At 59.6% G+C, this 15,899-nt stretch carries 11 protein-coding genes; 6 read left to right on the top strand and 5 right to left on the bottom strand.

What is annotated here, in order from left to right; genetic code table 11:
* Nucleotides 1–121: 121 nt before the first annotated feature.
* Nucleotides 122–2,830: a DUF2339 domain-containing protein gene (locus I9185_RS15915; RefSeq protein WP_210093538.1), complete on the top strand. Its 2,709-nt coding sequence runs from the start codon at nucleotides 122–124 to the stop codon at nucleotides 2,828–2,830.
* A gap of 164 nt (nucleotides 2,831–2,994) precedes the next feature.
* Nucleotides 2,995–5,907 (top strand): isoleucine--tRNA ligase, encoded by a 2,913-nt coding sequence (gene ileS / locus I9185_RS15910; RefSeq protein WP_171636808.1) that lies wholly within the window; start codon nucleotides 2,995–2,997, stop codon nucleotides 5,905–5,907.
* 40 nt (nucleotides 5,908–5,947) lie between these two features.
* Here ileS and I9185_RS15905 read toward each other — a convergent pair whose 3' ends face one another.
* The gene (locus tag I9185_RS15905; protein ID WP_210093537.1) at nucleotides 5,948–7,906 is read right to left on the bottom strand and encodes a hypothetical protein; all 1,959 of its coding nucleotides are present in this window, start codon (nucleotides 7,904–7,906) and stop codon (nucleotides 5,948–5,950) included.
* 134 nt (nucleotides 7,907–8,040) lie between these two features.
* Here I9185_RS15905 and I9185_RS15900 point away from each other — a divergent pair, with 134 nt between their 5' ends.
* Both I9185_RS15900 and I9185_RS15895 read left to right on the top strand, forming a co-directional pair.
* Nucleotides 8,041–8,496: a methylated-DNA--[protein]-cysteine S-methyltransferase gene (locus I9185_RS15900; RefSeq protein WP_171724445.1), complete on the top strand. Its 456-nt coding sequence runs from the start codon at nucleotides 8,041–8,043 to the stop codon at nucleotides 8,494–8,496.
* A gap of 76 nt (nucleotides 8,497–8,572) precedes the next feature.
* A complete protein-coding gene (locus tag I9185_RS15895; RefSeq protein ID WP_152457211.1) occupies nucleotides 8,573–9,040 on the top strand; it encodes a hypothetical protein in 468 nt (155 codons plus the stop codon).
* A 21-nt stretch (nucleotides 9,041–9,061) separates the two neighbouring features.
* Here I9185_RS15895 and I9185_RS15890 read toward each other — a convergent pair whose 3' ends face one another.
* The 4 genes from I9185_RS15890 to fsa form a co-directional block, all read right to left on the bottom strand.
* Nucleotides 9,062–9,757: a CDP-alcohol phosphatidyltransferase family protein gene (locus I9185_RS15890; protein ID WP_210093536.1), complete on the bottom strand. Its 696-nt coding sequence runs from the start codon at nucleotides 9,755–9,757 to the stop codon at nucleotides 9,062–9,064.
* A gap of 68 nt (nucleotides 9,758–9,825) precedes the next feature.
* Nucleotides 9,826–10,746, bottom strand: coding sequence for a tyrosine recombinase XerC (locus I9185_RS15885; RefSeq protein ID WP_210093535.1), 921 nt, complete (start codon nucleotides 10,744–10,746; stop codon nucleotides 9,826–9,828).
* On the bottom strand, nucleotides 10,743–11,450 hold the full coding sequence (locus I9185_RS15880; protein ID WP_210093534.1) for a DUF484 family protein: 708 nt from the start codon (nucleotides 11,448–11,450) through the stop codon (nucleotides 10,743–10,745). Before I9185_RS15880 ends, I9185_RS15885 begins: the two co-directional genes overlap by 4 nt.
* A gap of 197 nt (nucleotides 11,451–11,647) precedes the next feature.
* The gene (gene fsa / locus I9185_RS15875; protein ID WP_152457215.1) at nucleotides 11,648–12,301 is read right to left on the bottom strand and encodes a fructose-6-phosphate aldolase; all 654 of its coding nucleotides are present in this window, start codon (nucleotides 12,299–12,301) and stop codon (nucleotides 11,648–11,650) included.
* Nucleotides 12,302–12,389: 88 nt separating this feature from the next.
* Between fsa and I9185_RS15870 the strand changes: the two genes are divergently transcribed.
* Nucleotides 12,390–14,585 carry a primosomal protein N' gene (locus tag I9185_RS15870; RefSeq protein ID WP_210093533.1) on the top strand — a complete coding sequence of 732 codons (2,196 nt, stop codon included), beginning with the start codon at nucleotides 12,390–12,392 and terminating at the stop codon, nucleotides 14,583–14,585.
* A gap of 79 nt (nucleotides 14,586–14,664) precedes the next feature.
* Nucleotides 14,665–15,897 carry an MFS transporter gene (locus I9185_RS15865; protein ID WP_171724443.1) on the top strand — a complete coding sequence of 411 codons (1,233 nt, stop codon included), beginning with the start codon at nucleotides 14,665–14,667 and terminating at the stop codon, nucleotides 15,895–15,897.
* The last annotated feature ends 2 nt before the right edge of the window (nucleotides 15,898–15,899 follow it).

The following is a 15,899-nucleotide window of genomic DNA, read 5'->3' as shown; positions in this document are numbered from 1 at the left end:
TTTTCAGGCCGACGATCGCGCGCCCGGCGATTTCGGTGCTTTAGATCGGTTCACAGCTTTCCTGACTGTCACTTTCGGACGGCTCAAGATAGCCTGACCTCCAAAAGGATCGGAGACTCGGTTGGAATCGCTGCTTGTTCTTGTTGGCCTGATTGTTCTGGCCATCCCTGTGACATTGATCGCTCTTTTGGTCGGGCATTCCCGTTTGCGTCGCCGGGTAGAGCAGCTGGAAGCGCAAATCGACGCCTTGGCCTCAGGCGATGCGACGGTCCTGCCGCAACCGGAACAGGAAACGCCTGCACCGCATCCTGCTGCTGAAGAAAAGCCGCGCAGGCCGGCACCCTGGTCGGCTCCAAAGCGGCAGGAAGACAACAGTGCCGACGCTCAGGATGCAGAGGTTTCTTCTCCGGCTGTCGTGTTTCGCCATGACAGGTTTGCGGCATTGGGAGCGTGGCTGCGCGAGAACTGGTTTTATGTGGTTTCGGCCCTGTCTCTGGCGCTGGCCGGTATTTTCCTTGTGCAATACGGCGTCGAAAACGGTTTGCTGCCGCCGGCGGCCCGTGTCGTCGCAGCCCTGGGTTTCGGCACGGTTCTGATCATCGGAGGAGAAGTCCTGCGCCGCAAGTTCGGTGATAACGAAGCGGTGGCAACCGCCTATCTGCCCTCGGTCTTTTCCGGTGCCGGGCTTGTCACTTTGTTCGGGGCCATCCTGTCCGCGCGCCAGCTGTACAACCTGATCGGTGCCGAAACGGCACTGGCAGGGATGGTCGTTGTCGCGCTGGTGGGGCTCGTTCTGGGGTGGTTCCATGGTCCGCTGCTGGCTGCGGTCGGTTTGATCGGTGCCTTCGCGGCGCCTTTCCTGGTCGGGGGCACGTCCGATGATCCGTCGTGGCTTTACGCGTATTTCCTGCTGGTCGCCGTCTTTGGTCTGGGTATCGACACGGTACGGCGCTGGGCGTGGATCTCGGTCCTGACACTGTTCGGGGCCTATGCGGCGAACCTGCTTCTGGTGATGGGCGCGCCGAGTACGGAATCGGGATACCTGATCGCGGCAACGGTGCTGGCGCTTTTGGCAACGGCCATTCCGGTGCGGCGCATTTGGCCAAATCACGCGGGCCCTATGCTAACTGAGATGATCCGCCGCCCAAAGGCCCGCCCCTGGCCAGAATTCCCAACTCGTCTGGCCGCCGGGGTCGTCGCGGCAAGTACGGTGATCCTGTCCTGGCATTGGGCGGACACGGAACCCGAATTCTGGTTGGGCGTTAGCCTGTTGACTGCCCTTGTTCTGGCGCTGCTCCTCTGGGCCAAGGATGCACCGGCCCTTCGGGACCTGACTGTCCTGCCTGCGGCCGGTTTGGTGGTCTTTGTCGCCTCTCACGGGCTTGAGAATGGCGCGGTTCTGGGCAGGTTCGCGGCCACTTACGCGGAAACGCCCGAGGCCGACTATCCGATGGTGGTGACTGTTCTCGTCGCTTTGGGAGGTTTGATGTCGGCCCTGATGGCGTGGCGGTCATTCAAGGCAAGCCAGTATCGCGCCGTTTGGGCCGGAGGAGCCGCGCTTTTTGCACCCGTTCTGGCCATCGCGCTGGAAATAGGCTGGCATCCGGCTTCGGTGATCGGGGCTTATCCTTGGGCGCTCCACGCGATTGCGCTGGCTGTGTTGATGGTGGTTCTGGCTGAACGCTTTGCCCGCGTTGACGGCGATGACCGGATGCGGGCGGCACTGGCCACCCTGTCCATGCTGTCGTGTCTGGTCTTTGCCTGCGTCATCGTGCTCAGCTCGGCGGCGCTGACGGTTGCATTGGTCGCCAGCGTTGTGGTTGCGGCCGCGTTGGACCGCAGGTTCATCCTGCCGCCGATGAGCTGGTTCATCTGGGCCGGTGTCTTTTCCGTCACGGTGCGTTTGGTGCTTGATCCCGGGCTGGACTGGGCCAATTCCGCTCCGGTGCTTGAGATGTCGATGGTCTATGGCGCGGCCACATTGGGATTTGTCGTGGGCTGGAGGCTTTTGCGTCCGTTGAAGCGCCCACTGGCGGCGCTGCTGCTGGAAAGCGCGGCCTGGGCGACAGCGGGTATCCTGCTTTCGTTGCTGCTGCTGCGTTGGCTTGAAGGCTTCGGCGAGGGCGGCGCTGACAACAGCCATTGGGGCCTGGGTCTGCTGGCCGTCATCTGGCTTTTGCTTGCGTTCGCGCAGGTGCAGAGGTTCGGGCTGGGTGGCAAACTGAACTATCTGCGATACCTGCTTGCACTGTTCTTTGCGGGGCATGGCCTTTTCTATCTGTTGCAGGCATTGGCGGACCAGAACCCCTTGTTTGATCCGAATGCGGATCCGGTGCTTGGGCCGCCGGTTTTGAATACGCTGGCCGTTGCTTATCTGTTGCCCGCATTGGCCATCGGCGGATCGGTCTGGAGGATCCGGGAAATGCCGAAACCGATCATGCAAGCAAGCTTTGCCGTTGCAGGGACGTTGGCGGCAGTTTGGTTGGGTTTGACCATCCGTCACGTCTGGCAGGGCGCGGCGGGTATGTATGAAGGCAACGGCGTCACCCAGCCGGAACTGTATACCTACACTTTGGTGCTGCTGCTGATCGGGGCCGCTTTGTTCTATCAATCTCTTGCCCGCCGATCCGACCTGATGCGCAAGGCCGGGCTGGCGGTGATCGGGCTGGCGGTGGCCAAGGTCTTCCTGATCGACATCGCCGGTCTGGGCGGCCTGATCCGGGTGTTTTCGCTGTTGGCGCTGGGCCTTGCGCTGGCCGGTCTTGCGTGGCTGAACCGGTGGGCGAAACTGCGCCATTCGCCGCAGCGGGCAGAACCTCTGGACCATTAGGTGCCGGCGTCATATAAGCGCGCCATGTATGACCGGATGGCCATCATTATTCGAATTATATCCCCGGCGCTCTGACCTCCTGAGACGCCGGGCAAAGGTGTTTGAGACTTCGCACCGACCACTTCGATCCAATAGACGACCAGATCATCCAAAGGACGCCCCAAATGTGCGCCGACACGATCCAGACACCTGATTACAAAGACACGCTGAACCTGCCCAAAACCGATTTCCCCATGCGCGCCGGCCTGCCCAAGCGGGAACCCGCATGGCTGGAACGGTGGGAGACCATCGGTGTCTATGACCGCCTGCGCGAGAAAAAGGGCCGCACGCCCTTTACCCTGCACGATGGCCCCCCTTACGCGAATGGTCACCTGCATATCGGCCACGCCCTGAACAAGACCATCAAGGACATGATCGTGCGATCCCATCAGATGATGGGCTTTGATGCGCGATACGTCCCCGGCTGGGACTGCCACGGCCTGCCGATCGAATGGAAGATCGAGGAACAGTACCGCAAGAAGGGCAAGAACAAGGACGAGGTGAACATCGTCGATTTCCGTCAGGAATGCCGCAAGTTCGCCGAAGGCTGGATCGACGTGCAGCGCGAAGAGTTCAAGCGTCTGGGCATCACTGGCAACTGGCCCGATCCCTACATCACCATGGATTATCACGCCGAGGCGGTGATTGCGGACGAATTCATGAAGTTCCTGATGAACGGCACGCTCTATCAGGGTTCAAAGCCAGTCATGTGGTCGCCCATCGAAAAGACGGCCCTGGCCGAGGCCGAGGTCGAGTATCACGACAAGGAAAGCTTCACCATCTGGGTGAAGTTCAAGATCGTCAACGCGGGTGATCTGGATGACGCCTGTGTGGTGATCTGGACGACCACGCCGTGGACCATGCCGTCGAACAAGGCCGTCGTATACGGTAAAGACATCTCCTATGGACTCTACGAAGTCACCGGCGCGCCGGAAGAATGCTGGGCCAAGGTAGGCGACAAGTTCCTGTTGGCCGACAACCTGGCCGCCGATGTATTGGGCCGTGCCCGTCTGAACGACGATCAGTGGACCCGTGTGCGTGACGTGACTGCCGACGAATTGGAGAGCGTTCAGCTGCTTCACCCGCTGGCCGGCGCCGATGGCGGCAATGGCGAATGGGACGACATCCGCGATTTCCGCGCCGCTGACTTCGTGACCGATACCGAAGGTACTGGATTCGTCCACTGCGCGCCGTCCCACGGGATGGAGGAATTCGAGCTGTACCGTGATCTGGGCATGCTGGAGCAGGTCATCACCTATAACGTGATGGACGATGGCTCGTTCCGTGCTGATCTGCCGTTCTTTGGCGGCAAATACATCCTGTCCCGCAAGGGCGGCGAGGGTGACGCAAACAAGGCCGTCATCGACAAGCTGGCCGAAGTCGGCGGGCTGCTGGCGCGCGGCAAGATCAAGCACAGCTATCCGCATTCGTGGCGCTCGAAAGCTCCAATCATCTACCGCAACACGCCGCAGTGGTTCGCATCCGTCGACCGTAAGCTGGACGATGGCATGGGCGAGATGGGCGACACCATCCGCGAACGTGCTCTGCGCTCCATCGACGAGCTGGTGAAATGGACCCCGCAGACGGGTCGTAACCGCCTGTATTCGATGATCGAGGCGCGCCCGGACTGGGTTCTGTCGCGCCAGCGTGCATGGGGTGTGCCGCTGACCTGCTTCACCAAGAAGGGCGCTCTGCCCACCGACGCGGATTACCTGTTACGCAACGCCGAACTCAACGCCCGCATCAAGGCAGCGTTTGAAAAGGACGGCGCGGACGTCTGGTACACCGACGGCTTCAAGGAAAAGATCCTCGACGGAATCGCCAACCCGGACGATTACGAACAGGTCTTTGATGTGCTGGATGTGTGGTTCGACTCGGGTTCCACCCACGCCTTCGTTCTGCGCGACCGCGAGGACGGGACCGAGGATGGCATTGCCGATGTCTACATGGAAGGCACCGACCAGCACCGCGGCTGGTTCCATTCGTCCATGCTGCAAGCCTGCGGCACAAAGGGCCGCGCGCCCTATCGCAACGTAGTGACCCACGGTTTCACGCTGGACGCCAAGGGCAACAAGATGTCCAAGTCGCTGGGCAACACCATCGTGCCGGAAGAGGTCGTCAAGCAATACGGCGCCGATATTCTGCGCCTATGGGTGGCTCAGACCGACTATACCGCCGACCAGCGGATCGGGCCGGAGATTCTGAAGGGCACTGCCGACAGCTATCGCCGTCTGCGCAACACCATGCGGTTCATGCTGGGCTCATTGGCCGACTTCACCGAGGCCGACCGCGTCGCGCCCGAGGATATGCCGCGTCTGGAACGCTGGGTTCTCAGCCGTCTGGCGGAATTGGATGAGCAGGTGCGCAAGGGTTATGCCGCGTTTGATTTCCAGGGTGTTTTCAGCGCCGTGTTCAACTTTGCGACGGTTGATCTGTCGTCCTTCTATTTCGACGTTCGCAAGGATGTTCTGTACTGCGACGGGGACAGCACACGCCGCCGCGCCGCGCGCACTGTTCTGGATATTCTGTTCCACCGCCTGACCACCTGGCTGGCCCCGGTTCTGGTCTTCACCATGGAAGAGGTCTGGCTGGAGCGGTTCCCGGGCGACGACAGTTCGGTCCATCTGGTGGACTTCCCGGACACACCCGCCGATTGGCGCGATGCCGAGCTTGAGGCCAATATGGCCAAGGTGCGTCGTGTGCGCCGGGCCGTGACTGCCGCGCTCGAGGTTCAGCGTCAGGACAAGGTGATCGGCTCCAGCCTCGAGGCGGCACCGATCGTGCATGTCGAGGATGGTGATACCCGCGATCTGCTGGCCACGTTCGACGTGGACGACATGTGCATCACCTCGGGCCTGACCGTGACCGGCGATCCCGCCCCGGCCGAGGCGTTCCGTGTGCCGGAAATCGAAGGCGTTGCCGTCGTGTTCGAAAAAGCAGAAGGCGAGAAATGTCAGCGTTGCTGGAAAATCCTGCCTGATGTGGGCCGCCACACCCACGCGGGCGTCTGCGGGCGCTGCAATGAGGCGCTGGGATAAATCATCGCGCCCCCCGAATTCAGTCGGGGGGCATTTTGGGCTATGTCTGCACAGATTGCCGTGTTGGATTGAACAGATCAAAGCCAATGGCAGGACCTGACAGGGCTTTCCAAACCTGATAGTCCGTAAAGTAACCGGTGTGCCCGCCGGGATCGACCGGGATGTTTCGATTTGCAAAAATGAGCCCACCCTCGATCTCGGTTCCGACAAAATCGTCCTGCCGGAAGATGTTAAACCACGCGGCGTTCAACTGACTGGCGGTGATGGTGAACATCTCGGGAAAATAGCGCTGATAGATATGGGTGACCGGAGAGCCCATCGTGATGAGTGTCAGAGCCCGCCCGCCGATGCGTCTTTGGACACGTGGGTCAGCAAGCATCTGTGTGGCGATCACGGTGCCCTGCGAATGGGATATCACCGTGATATGATCCGCTGGAAAGATATCGAGAACATAGTACAACGTGCGATAGAAACGCTCGTCTATCGCCTTACGATCCGGATAGTTGCGTTGCCGCGTTTCCAGATCTTTTTCCAGATAGCATTTGTCGCGAATGGCGTAGGTAACGATATCCCGTGCAACGCCCAGCCCGGCGGAAACAAAATCAGAAAACCGGTACATCAACGCAGTTGCGCCAAGAACGATCAGGCCGATCTCGCCCTGCGAACAGGCCAACCTGTCCAAAGCCCAAGAGATCGGGTTGGTTTCACCTATGCCCACGTTGCATGCGGCCTCAAAACTCTGGTTGGCTGCGATCTCTCGGATCGTGACCAGAACCAGCACGATTGTACCAAACAGAAAGACCCACTGCGCCAGCCGGTTTACAATCGCCCGGCTAATCAGACCGCTGCGGGTGTGAAGGTTGGCCTTGTACGTTTTGCGACCTGCAAAAAGCCCGACGCCAACGAACCCCAACAGAACGATGGCCACAAAGGCCACGCTGAGAGTTTCGATGGACTCGTTCAAATTGCTTTCAAAAAGACGTTGCAGCTGACCGCCGGACAGGCCCGAAACAGTTTCCAGTAATTGCTCTATGGTCAACCAGAGGCCGGAAATGAAGAACATCCAGAAAACCAGCATGCCTGCACAGATGCTGGGGTACAGCCGCCTGTGCTCTGAAAGTGTGTCATTGATCCGCAACGTCCAGGCGGACAACGCGTAAAGAATGATTGTCAGGAAGATAAGAGTGGCCCAGAAGATGGAGAGCAGAAAAACCTGAAACGCCACGAATTGCTCCAGGGCCGGCGGGCAATTTCCGGTTTCGGAAGGGGCGCATGCCCACAATTTCAGGCCCAGCGGCCCAATGACCAGGCACAGGGTCAGTGCTGTTCCCATTGCGAGCATTCCTCGCCAGAAGACCCGCCTGAGATAGGTCGGTGCGGATCGGCTTTGCCCCAGCCCGACAATGGCTCCGCCGGCGTATAGCACGAACAGAAGCCAGAACAACAGGGTAGGGTTCTGGAAAACCGAGACAGGTATCCGGTCGGTCAAGACCGCTGCGGCACCGATCAACAAAAATACGTTCAGCGTCGCAACCGCACCGAAGAAGACCCATGTGAAAAGATGTACCAGCTGTGCCGCCAGTGTATTCCTGCCATTGGGTTGGTCCGAAGCAACGCCTTTTCGGATGTGGGTTTGCTCGACATTGTCCATCGCCAGATATCCCAACGCCAGAACGACCCAAATCAGGTCCAGCACGGTTTTGATCGCTCCTTTCGGGGCCGGAGAGCGATCAGCCCAATAAACTTCGGCAAACAGGGCCTTGTCCTGAGGAACAGCCGGGTCAGTCACCGTGCGCAGATTGACTTCGAACAGCTCTGCATTTCGTGGATTTCCGTCGAAGGTGGATTCGGCCAGTTCGATCATGCCGCGTTCGACTTCGATCGGTGGTCTGGGGTTTCCATCCAGCCAAGTTGTTGCTGCGCCAACGACCTGATCGACGGTTTCGCCGGGTTTTTGTTCACCGATTCCATGTACCGTGAGGATCAAATGTCGACCCATTGCGTTCTCCAAAATCTCTTTAAGTAACGGCAGGAGCGTATCACGAATGGCGCCAATGCCCAAAAATGACGTTTTGCGTGGTCTTGCACATTCCCGCGCTTGTGCTTGGCGCTTTGATCTGAAACCGTCGGTCCATGGCGATGATTTCCGTTGAAACTCAGTTCGGACGACTTGGTGTTGAAGAAACAGACGGGGCCCTTACACGGCTTGTCTGGAACGGCAGGGACGAGGGTGAGCCGACTGCGCTGCTGCGCGAAGCCGCCGCCCAGTTGAGGGCCTATGATCAAGGGCGGCTTGACCGTTTCGATCTGCCGTATCACATTGACGGTTCAGAGTTTCAAAAGCGGGTCTGTGACCTGATGTATGCCATCCCGCTTGGAGAAACGCGCACCTATGGCGATATCGCCAAAGAACTGGGGCAACCCGCCCAGCCGGTTGGCCAGGCCTGCGGAGCAAACCCCATTCCCGTGATCATTCCCTGTCACCGGGTACTGGCTGCTAATGGCCTGGGCGGTTTTTCGGGCGACGGTGGTGTTGAGACGAAAGTTGCCCTGTTGCGGCATGAGCGGGCGGCAGGTCTTTTGATCTGAGCGTCGAAATTCGGTTGCAATCCGCTTTTTGCAGACACAACTTGTAACCATTGCTGAATTTGAAGGACCGCATTGCATGACCACTGAACAAGACCGTGCAGCCCGCAAGAAGGCCATTATCGACCGGTTGATGTCGCTTGAAGCGCAAGAGCTTGCAACGGCGCAGGCGCATTACGATGCGTTTTTGAAAGATGCCCAGTTGGATGACAGGGAAGGTCACGACAAGGATGACATTGCCGCATCACGGGAAAACGCCGATCTGGCGGCTGCCTTCGATGCCCCGGTTCATGCGCATCATGCCAAGATTGATGTCATCGAAAATACCGATTTCAGCCTTGCCGACACGGTCAGGCCAGGAGCTGTGATCAAGTTCAACAACCGCAGATTTGTCGTGTGTGTCTCGACAACGCGGTTTGAAGTGGATGGCAAGACCTATATGGGCATTTCAACCCAAAGCCCGATATATCTGGCGATGGCAGGTCTGCAAAAGGGCGACGTCTTTACCCATAACGGCACCGAATTCGAGGTGCAGGACGTTCTGTAAAACGGGACGGGCAGCGCTACGTCAGGCGCGGCGCTGCGGAACAACCTGTTGGGCGATGCCTGCGAAGGTCAGGTACAGGCTGGTGATGACCAGCCCCCAATGGGCCCAGCTTTCGGGGTGAAAATCGACCCATGCGGCCCAACCCGCGAAGAACGTCCATGCCAGCGCCATCGGCAAAGTCAGGCTGCGCCAGCGCTCGGTGCGCACGGGATGAACGAATTTCAGCGGCAGAAACATGGCCAGCGACAGCAGGGTGACCAGCAGCAGGATGATCCAGAAATTCGGTTCCAGTGCGAAGATCACGATCACGAACATGTTCCAGCACCCGGGAAAACCGGAAAAGGAATTGTCCTTGGTCTTCATGCGTGTATCCGCGAAATACATCGCGCTGGCAAATGTGATGACGATGATCGCGAACCATCCGGTCCAGCCGTCCATCAGCCCCGATTTGAACAGGGCAAAAGCCGGAATGAACACATAGGTCAAGTAATCTATGATCAGATCCAGCAGAACGCCGTCGAACTCGGGCGCGTTGTGCTTGACGTGATAATGTCGCGCCAGCGGGCCATCGATACCGTCTACAATGAAAGACACGACAAGCCAAAGATACATAAGGCTCCATTTATCTTCGACCGCGGCCAGCATGGCCAACATGGCAAAAACAGCGCCTGTTGCAGTAAAGAGATGAACGGAAAGAGCTTTGAATCTGAGTGTCATGCGAGCGTCATGACTGATGCGCGTCCGAGATGCAAACCAAAAGCCCGGGTTTTCGAGTCATGTGCACTTCAGGCTTTGGGATGCGCGCTGTTGTAGACCTCCATCAACCGCGCAGTGTCCACTGCCGTATAGGCCTGCGTCGTCGACAAAGAGGCGTGGCCTAGAAGCTCTTGAATGGCACGCAGGTCGCCTCCGGCTGACAGCAGGTGGGTGGCAAAGCTGTGCCGCATCGCGTGGGGTGTTGCGGTTGAGGGCAGCCCCAATTGCATACGTGCCTTGGCCATGACCCCTTGGATTGCACGCGGGTTCAATGGCCCGCCACGGACGCCTCGAAACAGGGCTTTGTCCTGTGCTTGTGGATGGGGACACAGCTTCAGGTATCCGTCGACCGCTTCGCGGGCGGCAGGAAGAACCGGTACGACCCTCTCTTTGTCGCCTTTCCCGACGATGCGCAGCGTGGTGGGCAAAGGCACGTCCGCTCCGGTCAGGGACAGCGCCTCGGATATGCGCAGGCCGCATCCGTACAGCAGCGTGACAACCGCGACGTCGCGCGCCGCGACCCAGTCGGATGTGGATTGCAGTTCCACTGTATCGATCATAGCGCGGGCTGCATCTTCGGCCAGCGGACGGGGCAGTTTCTTGGTAAATTTCGGCGCGCGGGTGGACAGAACGGCGGTGGGCTCGAACCCCTCACGCTCTGCCAGCCAACGGTAGAAGCTTTTGACCGCCGACAGTTTGCGCGCCAAAGACCGCGCGTTGACGTCCGCGCCGCGCTGATCCGCCATCCAGGCGCGCATATCCGACACTGTGATCCGTTCCAGCGCCTTCAGGCCATGCCGTTCGGCGTGATGCAGGGTTATGAACGACAGAAACTCGACGACATCGCCACGATAGGCATTTAGCGTATTCTCGGATCGTCCAGCAAGCGCGCTCAGGCTGTCCAGCCAATGCTGAAGCGCGTCGCGGCAGGCGGGCGAGATCAGGCTCACGACAACCAGTGGCGCATCGAGCGTTCGAACACGCCGGCAAAAAAGGCCAGAAGATCGGTGCCCAGCTGCGGGGTGAAATGCCGCGGGTCGCGGGCGGCCATGACGATCATGCCCGGAAGGCGACCGGCCCCGAGGTCCAGCTTCAGGCAGGCCTCGGAACGAAGCTGATCGGCCTGTGACCCGAAAATACGTCGGTTTGGCTGGTGGATTTCCCGCAAGATCACATCCCTCGCAGGACCGCCGCGATCAATGGTCAGGTACCGGTCGATGAAACCGGGTTCCGCGATCGTCAGGACCCCGCCCAACGTGTCGATTGCGGGATCGTTCTGAACCACGGTTGTTTCCAGAACCAGCGTAACGCTGTCGACGCGCAGGATGTCCGCCACATCGGCGCCCAGCGCGCGCAGGAAATCTTCGAACTCGACAGGTTCCAGCAATCGCAGAATGGCGCGGTGGACCTGATTGGTGCCCGCGAGGTTTTCATAGGCCGCAGCGATGACGGAACGGTGGGTGTCTTCCAGCCGATCCAGCCGCGCCTCGAGCCGTTGCATTGCAATGCCGCGCAGGTCTATCACGTTGTCGCCGCGCGCTTGCTCGTTGGCAGCGACAAGCGCCTGCATCAGGTCTTTGTCGTCCAGTACGACATCCGGCTCGGCCAGAATTGCCGCGCGGAGGTTATCCTCGAGTTTGGAGGTGCTGCTCATGTCCCGTCCGGTCTTTTTTTGTTGTCTCGGCTTATAACATGCCGGACCGGATTTGCCTTGGAAAAAATGCACGCAAGGGTGGATTTCCTTGCATGTTGTGGCAAGGGGCTCCCGCCCGCCATGCCCGATCACAGATCAGGTATTTGGCCGTTGGGCCGGGCGCGGCGCCTGATGGCGCCGCGCGGTTGCAAGCCAGATCAGAGGATTTTCTGACCGGTTTTGGCCCAGTCGGCCAGAAAGGTTTCCAGACCTTTGTCGGTCAGCGGATGGTCGGCCAGCTTCTTGATTACGGCAGGCGGTGCGGTGATCACGTCGGCTCCGATGCGGGCGCTGTCGGTCACGTGGTTGACGGTACGGATCGATGCAGCAAGGATTTCGGTCTCGAACCCGTAGTTGTCATAGACCTGACGGATGTCTGCGATCAGGTCCATGCCGTCGAGGTTGATATCGTCAAGCCGACCGATGAAAGGCGAGATGAATGTCGCGCCCGCTTTCGCAGCCAGAATCGCCTGATTGGTCGAGAAGCAGAGCGTCACATTGACCATCTGGCCTTCGTCGCTGAGCGTCTTGCAGGTTTTCAAGCCGGCCCATGTCAGCGGAACTTTGACCGCGATGTTCGGTGCGATCTTGGCCAGTTTGCGGCCTTCGGCGATCATGTCGTCAGCTTCGGTGGCGACAACCTCGGCCGATACCGGGCCATCGACCAGATCACATATCTCTTTGGTCACTTCCAGAATGTCGCGACCTGACTTCAGGATCAGCGAAGGGTTGGTGGTTACGCCGTCCACCATGCCCAGATCGTTCAGTTCGGCAATGGCGTCGATCTCGGCGGTGTCTACGAAGAATTTCATGAGGGCAGTCCTTTGATGGGTTGGCCTTGGTCGCGGATGGCTTTACCTCAAAGAGACCCCTGCTGGAACCCCCTGCGAAGGATATGCCGTGAGCGCTAACGGATTTTTCGACCAAGGAGAGCTGGTTGCGGTGCTTACAACGCAGCCGCTTGACCGGACGCTGGATTACAAAGCGCCCGAAGGCGGGTGCGTTCTGGGCGCGTTTGTTGAGGTTCCTTTGGGACCACGCAAGGTGCTTGGGGTGGTTTGGGGGCCGGGGCAGGGCGGCTTTGACCTGAGCAAGGCGCGCTCGGTAATCCGGGTTCTTGACGTTGCACCGATGCGTGAAGAGATGCGGGTGTTTCTGGAAAAGGTCGCCGATTACACTCTGACACCAATGCCTGCGATGCTGCGTCTGGCGACGCGGGCACCGGGCTTGGGTGATCCGCCATCGATGCGCAAGGTCTATCGGTTGGGTGAAGGCCAACCAGACCGATTGACCGATGCGCGGACCCGGGTTCTGGGGGTATTGCGCGACTACGGCGGGCTGGCTTTTACCTTGAAAGAGCTCGCCGAGCAGGCGGGTGTAACGTCATCTGTTGTCAAAGGGTTGGTCAAACAAGGCGCCGTGCGCGAAGAGGACAGCCCGCGCGACCTGCCTTATCCTCATCTTGATCCGGACCTTCCCGGGAAAGACCTGACAGCGGATCAGGCAGCGGCGGTCGAACGGCTTCAGGCCGGGCAGCGGACCGGTGATTACGGCACCACGCTGCTGAAAGGCGTTACCGGTTCCGGTAAGACCGAGGTCTATTTGGAGGCCGTGGCCGAGGCGCTGCGCATGGGGCGGCAGGCCTTGGTCCTGCTGCCCGAGATCGCCCTGACCGCAGAATTTCTGACTCGGGTCGAGGCGCGGTTCGGTGCGCGCCCGGCGGAATGGCATTCCGGCGCAACCATGACGGAACGGCGGCGGGTCTGGCGGATGGTCGGGCAAGGCAATGCGCAACTGGTCGTTGGCGCCCGGTCGGCGCTGTTTCTGCCATTCCGCGATCTGGGGCTTGTGGTCGTCGATGAAGAACACGACACGTCCTACAAACAGGAAGACGGCGTGCACTACAGCGCACGCGACATGGCGGTTCTGCGCTCGGCGATCTGTGGCGCGCGGGTGATCCTGGCCAGTGCGACACCTTCGCTTGAAAGTTGGGCCAATGCCGAGGCGGGCAAGTACGAAAGGCTTGACCTGACCTCGCGTTTTGGGGCGGCGGTATTGCCCGAGATGAAGCCCATCGACATGCGGGCCGAGCAGATGCAGCCCGGAACGTGGGTTTCTCCGTCTTTGCGGCAAGCGGTGCAGCAGCGGATCGAAAAAGGTGAACAATCGCTGTTGTTCATCAACCGCCGTGGCTATGCGCCGGTGACCTTGTGCCGGGCCTGTGGCGAGCAGATCGCCTGTGATCAGTGCGACGCACGCATGGTCGAGCATCGGTTTCTCAAGCGATTGATGTGCCACCAATGCGGCGAAACCAAGCCGATGCCCGAAGATTGCCCCTCCTGCGGCGTGGAAGGCAAGCTGGCCCCGGTCGGGCCGGGGATCGAACGGCTGGGGGAAGAAGCCGAGGCGACCTTCCCCGAGGCGAAAATCGCAATGCTGAGTTCTGATCTTTTTGGTTCAGCCCGGGCATTGAAAGCCAAGATAGAAGAGATCGCCGCCGGGGATGCCGACATTATCATCGGTACGCAGTTGGTGGCGAAGGGGCACAACTTTCCCAAGCTCACATTGGTCGGTGTGATTGACGCTGACCTGTCTCTGCACGGCGCGGATCTGCGCGCGGCTGAGCGTACGTTTCAATTGATGCGGCAAGTGGCTGGGCGCGCGGGACGGGCGGACAAGCCAGGGCAGGCGCTTTTGCAGACATTTCAACCGGAACACCCGGTGATCCGGGCCATCCTGTCGGGTGATGAGGAAGGGTTCTGGAAAGCCGAGGCAGCGGGTCGGCAGGCGGCAGGCGTGCCGCCCTATGGTCGCATGGCCGGGATCGTGTTGTCGGGCCCCGAGGTCGGGCCGGTCTTCGATATCGGCAATGCAATGGCCCGCAACGATTCGCCCCTGCGCGCGATCGGTGCTCAGGTCTTTGGCCCGGCGCCGGCACCTATTGCACGTATACGCGGTCGCCACAGAGTGCGCTTGTTGGTGAAAGCCCCGAAAGGGGCGCCGATTCAGGATGCCATTGCCCGCTGGATCGCCCCGTTGCGCCTGAAGGGCGATATCCGCCTGACCGTCGATATCGACCCACAGAATTTTTACTGACCTCTGCATCTGTGCAGGGTGATTGTGCGCAGACCGCTTCCCTCTCGCCAAAGCAGCGAAATGGGCGTAGAGGGGTCTCATGCTGAAACCCATGCCCCTTACAGAGGCGCAGAGCCTGCCGTTCTGGCGCCGCCCCATCACGCTGTTGTTCATGATGGCGCTGACCATGCCCATTGCGTTCAACGCATGGAGCGCGTTGCTGAACAACTTTGTTATTGAGGTGGCGAACTTTGATGGCGCGGATATCGGTCTGCTGCACACGGTGCGCGAGATTCCGGGGTTTCTGGCGGTTGGGGTGATTGCCGTCATCATTTTCATTCGCGAGCAGGTGCTGGCGATGATCTCGCTGATGATGCTTGGTGTCGCAACGGCGGTGACCGCGTGGTTCCCCAGCCTGGGCGGGTTGCTGTTTGTGACCTTGTTCAGTTCGATCGGGTTCCATTACTACGAGACCGTAAACCAGTCGCTTCAATTGCAGTGGCTGCCCAAGGATCGTGCTCCGCAGGTGCTGGGATGGCTGGTTGCGATGGGATCGGCGGCGACCATGGTGGTGTATGGGCTGATCGTACTGACCTGGGATCGCTTTGATCTGTCCTACAACTTTGTATTCATGGCGTCGGGTGGAGTTACGGCTGCGTTGGCACTGTTCTGTCTGTTCGCCTATCCGCAATTCGATGCGCCCACGCCGCAGACCAAGAAGCTGATCCTGCGTCGCCGGTATTGGCTGTATTATGCATTGCAGTTCATGGCAGGCGCGCGGCGGCAGATATTTGTCGTTTTTGCCGGGTTCATGATGGTCGAGAAATTCGGCTTTGAAGTGCATGAGCTCACCAGCCTTTATCTGATCAATCTGATGATCAACATGTTGGCCGCCCCATTGCTGGGAAAGGCGGTGGCAAAGTTCGGTGAGCGGCGCACGCTGATATTTGAATATACCGGCCTGGCCATCGTGTTCGCAGCCTATGGCGGCATCTATTGGTTCGGTTGGGGCGTTCTGCTTGCGGCAATCCTTTATGTGATCGACCACGTGCTGTTTGCGCTGGCTTTGGCATTGAAAACCTATTTCCAGAAAATCGCTGACCCTGCTGACATCGCGCCGACCGCTGCGGTGGCCTTTACGATCAATCATATTGCGGCGGTGTTTTTGCCCGCTTTGCTTGGCCTGCTTTGGGTCGTGTCGCCGGGCGCTGTGTTTGGCCTGGCCGCGGCGATGGCGATCGTTTCGCTGCTGTTGTCCCTGTTGATCCCGCGTCACCCCGAGCCTGGCAACGAGACCATCCTGACCAAATACGCTCCGGCCCCTGCGGAATAGGT

Source organism: Ruegeria sp. HKCCSP346 (assembly GCF_017872595.1).
Taxonomy (GTDB): Bacteria; Pseudomonadota; Alphaproteobacteria; order Rhodobacterales; family Rhodobacteraceae; genus Ruegeria.
Note: the sequence above shows the minus strand (reverse complement) of the source record. Positions and strands in the feature narration are given on the sequence as shown.

Coding starts and splice junctions, on each gene's coding strand:
- ileS (WP_171636808.1), top strand. CDS start 2,995: ATGTGCGCCGACACGATCCAGACACCTGATTACAAAGACACGCTGAAC.
- I9185_RS15905 (WP_210093537.1), bottom strand. CDS start 7,906: ATGGGTCGACATTTGATCCTCACGGTACATGGAATCGGTGAACAAAAA.
- I9185_RS15900 (WP_171724445.1), top strand. CDS start 8,041: ATGGCGATGATTTCCGTTGAAACTCAGTTCGGACGACTTGGTGTTGAA.
- I9185_RS15895 (WP_152457211.1), top strand. CDS start 8,573: ATGACCACTGAACAAGACCGTGCAGCCCGCAAGAAGGCCATTATCGAC.
- I9185_RS15890 (WP_210093536.1), bottom strand. CDS start 9,757: ATGACACTCAGATTCAAAGCTCTTTCCGTTCATCTCTTTACTGCAACA.
- I9185_RS15880 (WP_210093534.1), bottom strand. CDS start 11,450: ATGAGCAGCACCTCCAAACTCGAGGATAACCTCCGCGCGGCAATTCTG.
- fsa (WP_152457215.1), bottom strand. CDS start 12,301: ATGAAATTCTTCGTAGACACCGCCGAGATCGACGCCATTGCCGAACTG.
- I9185_RS15865 (WP_171724443.1), top strand. CDS start 14,665: ATGCTGAAACCCATGCCCCTTACAGAGGCGCAGAGCCTGCCGTTCTGG.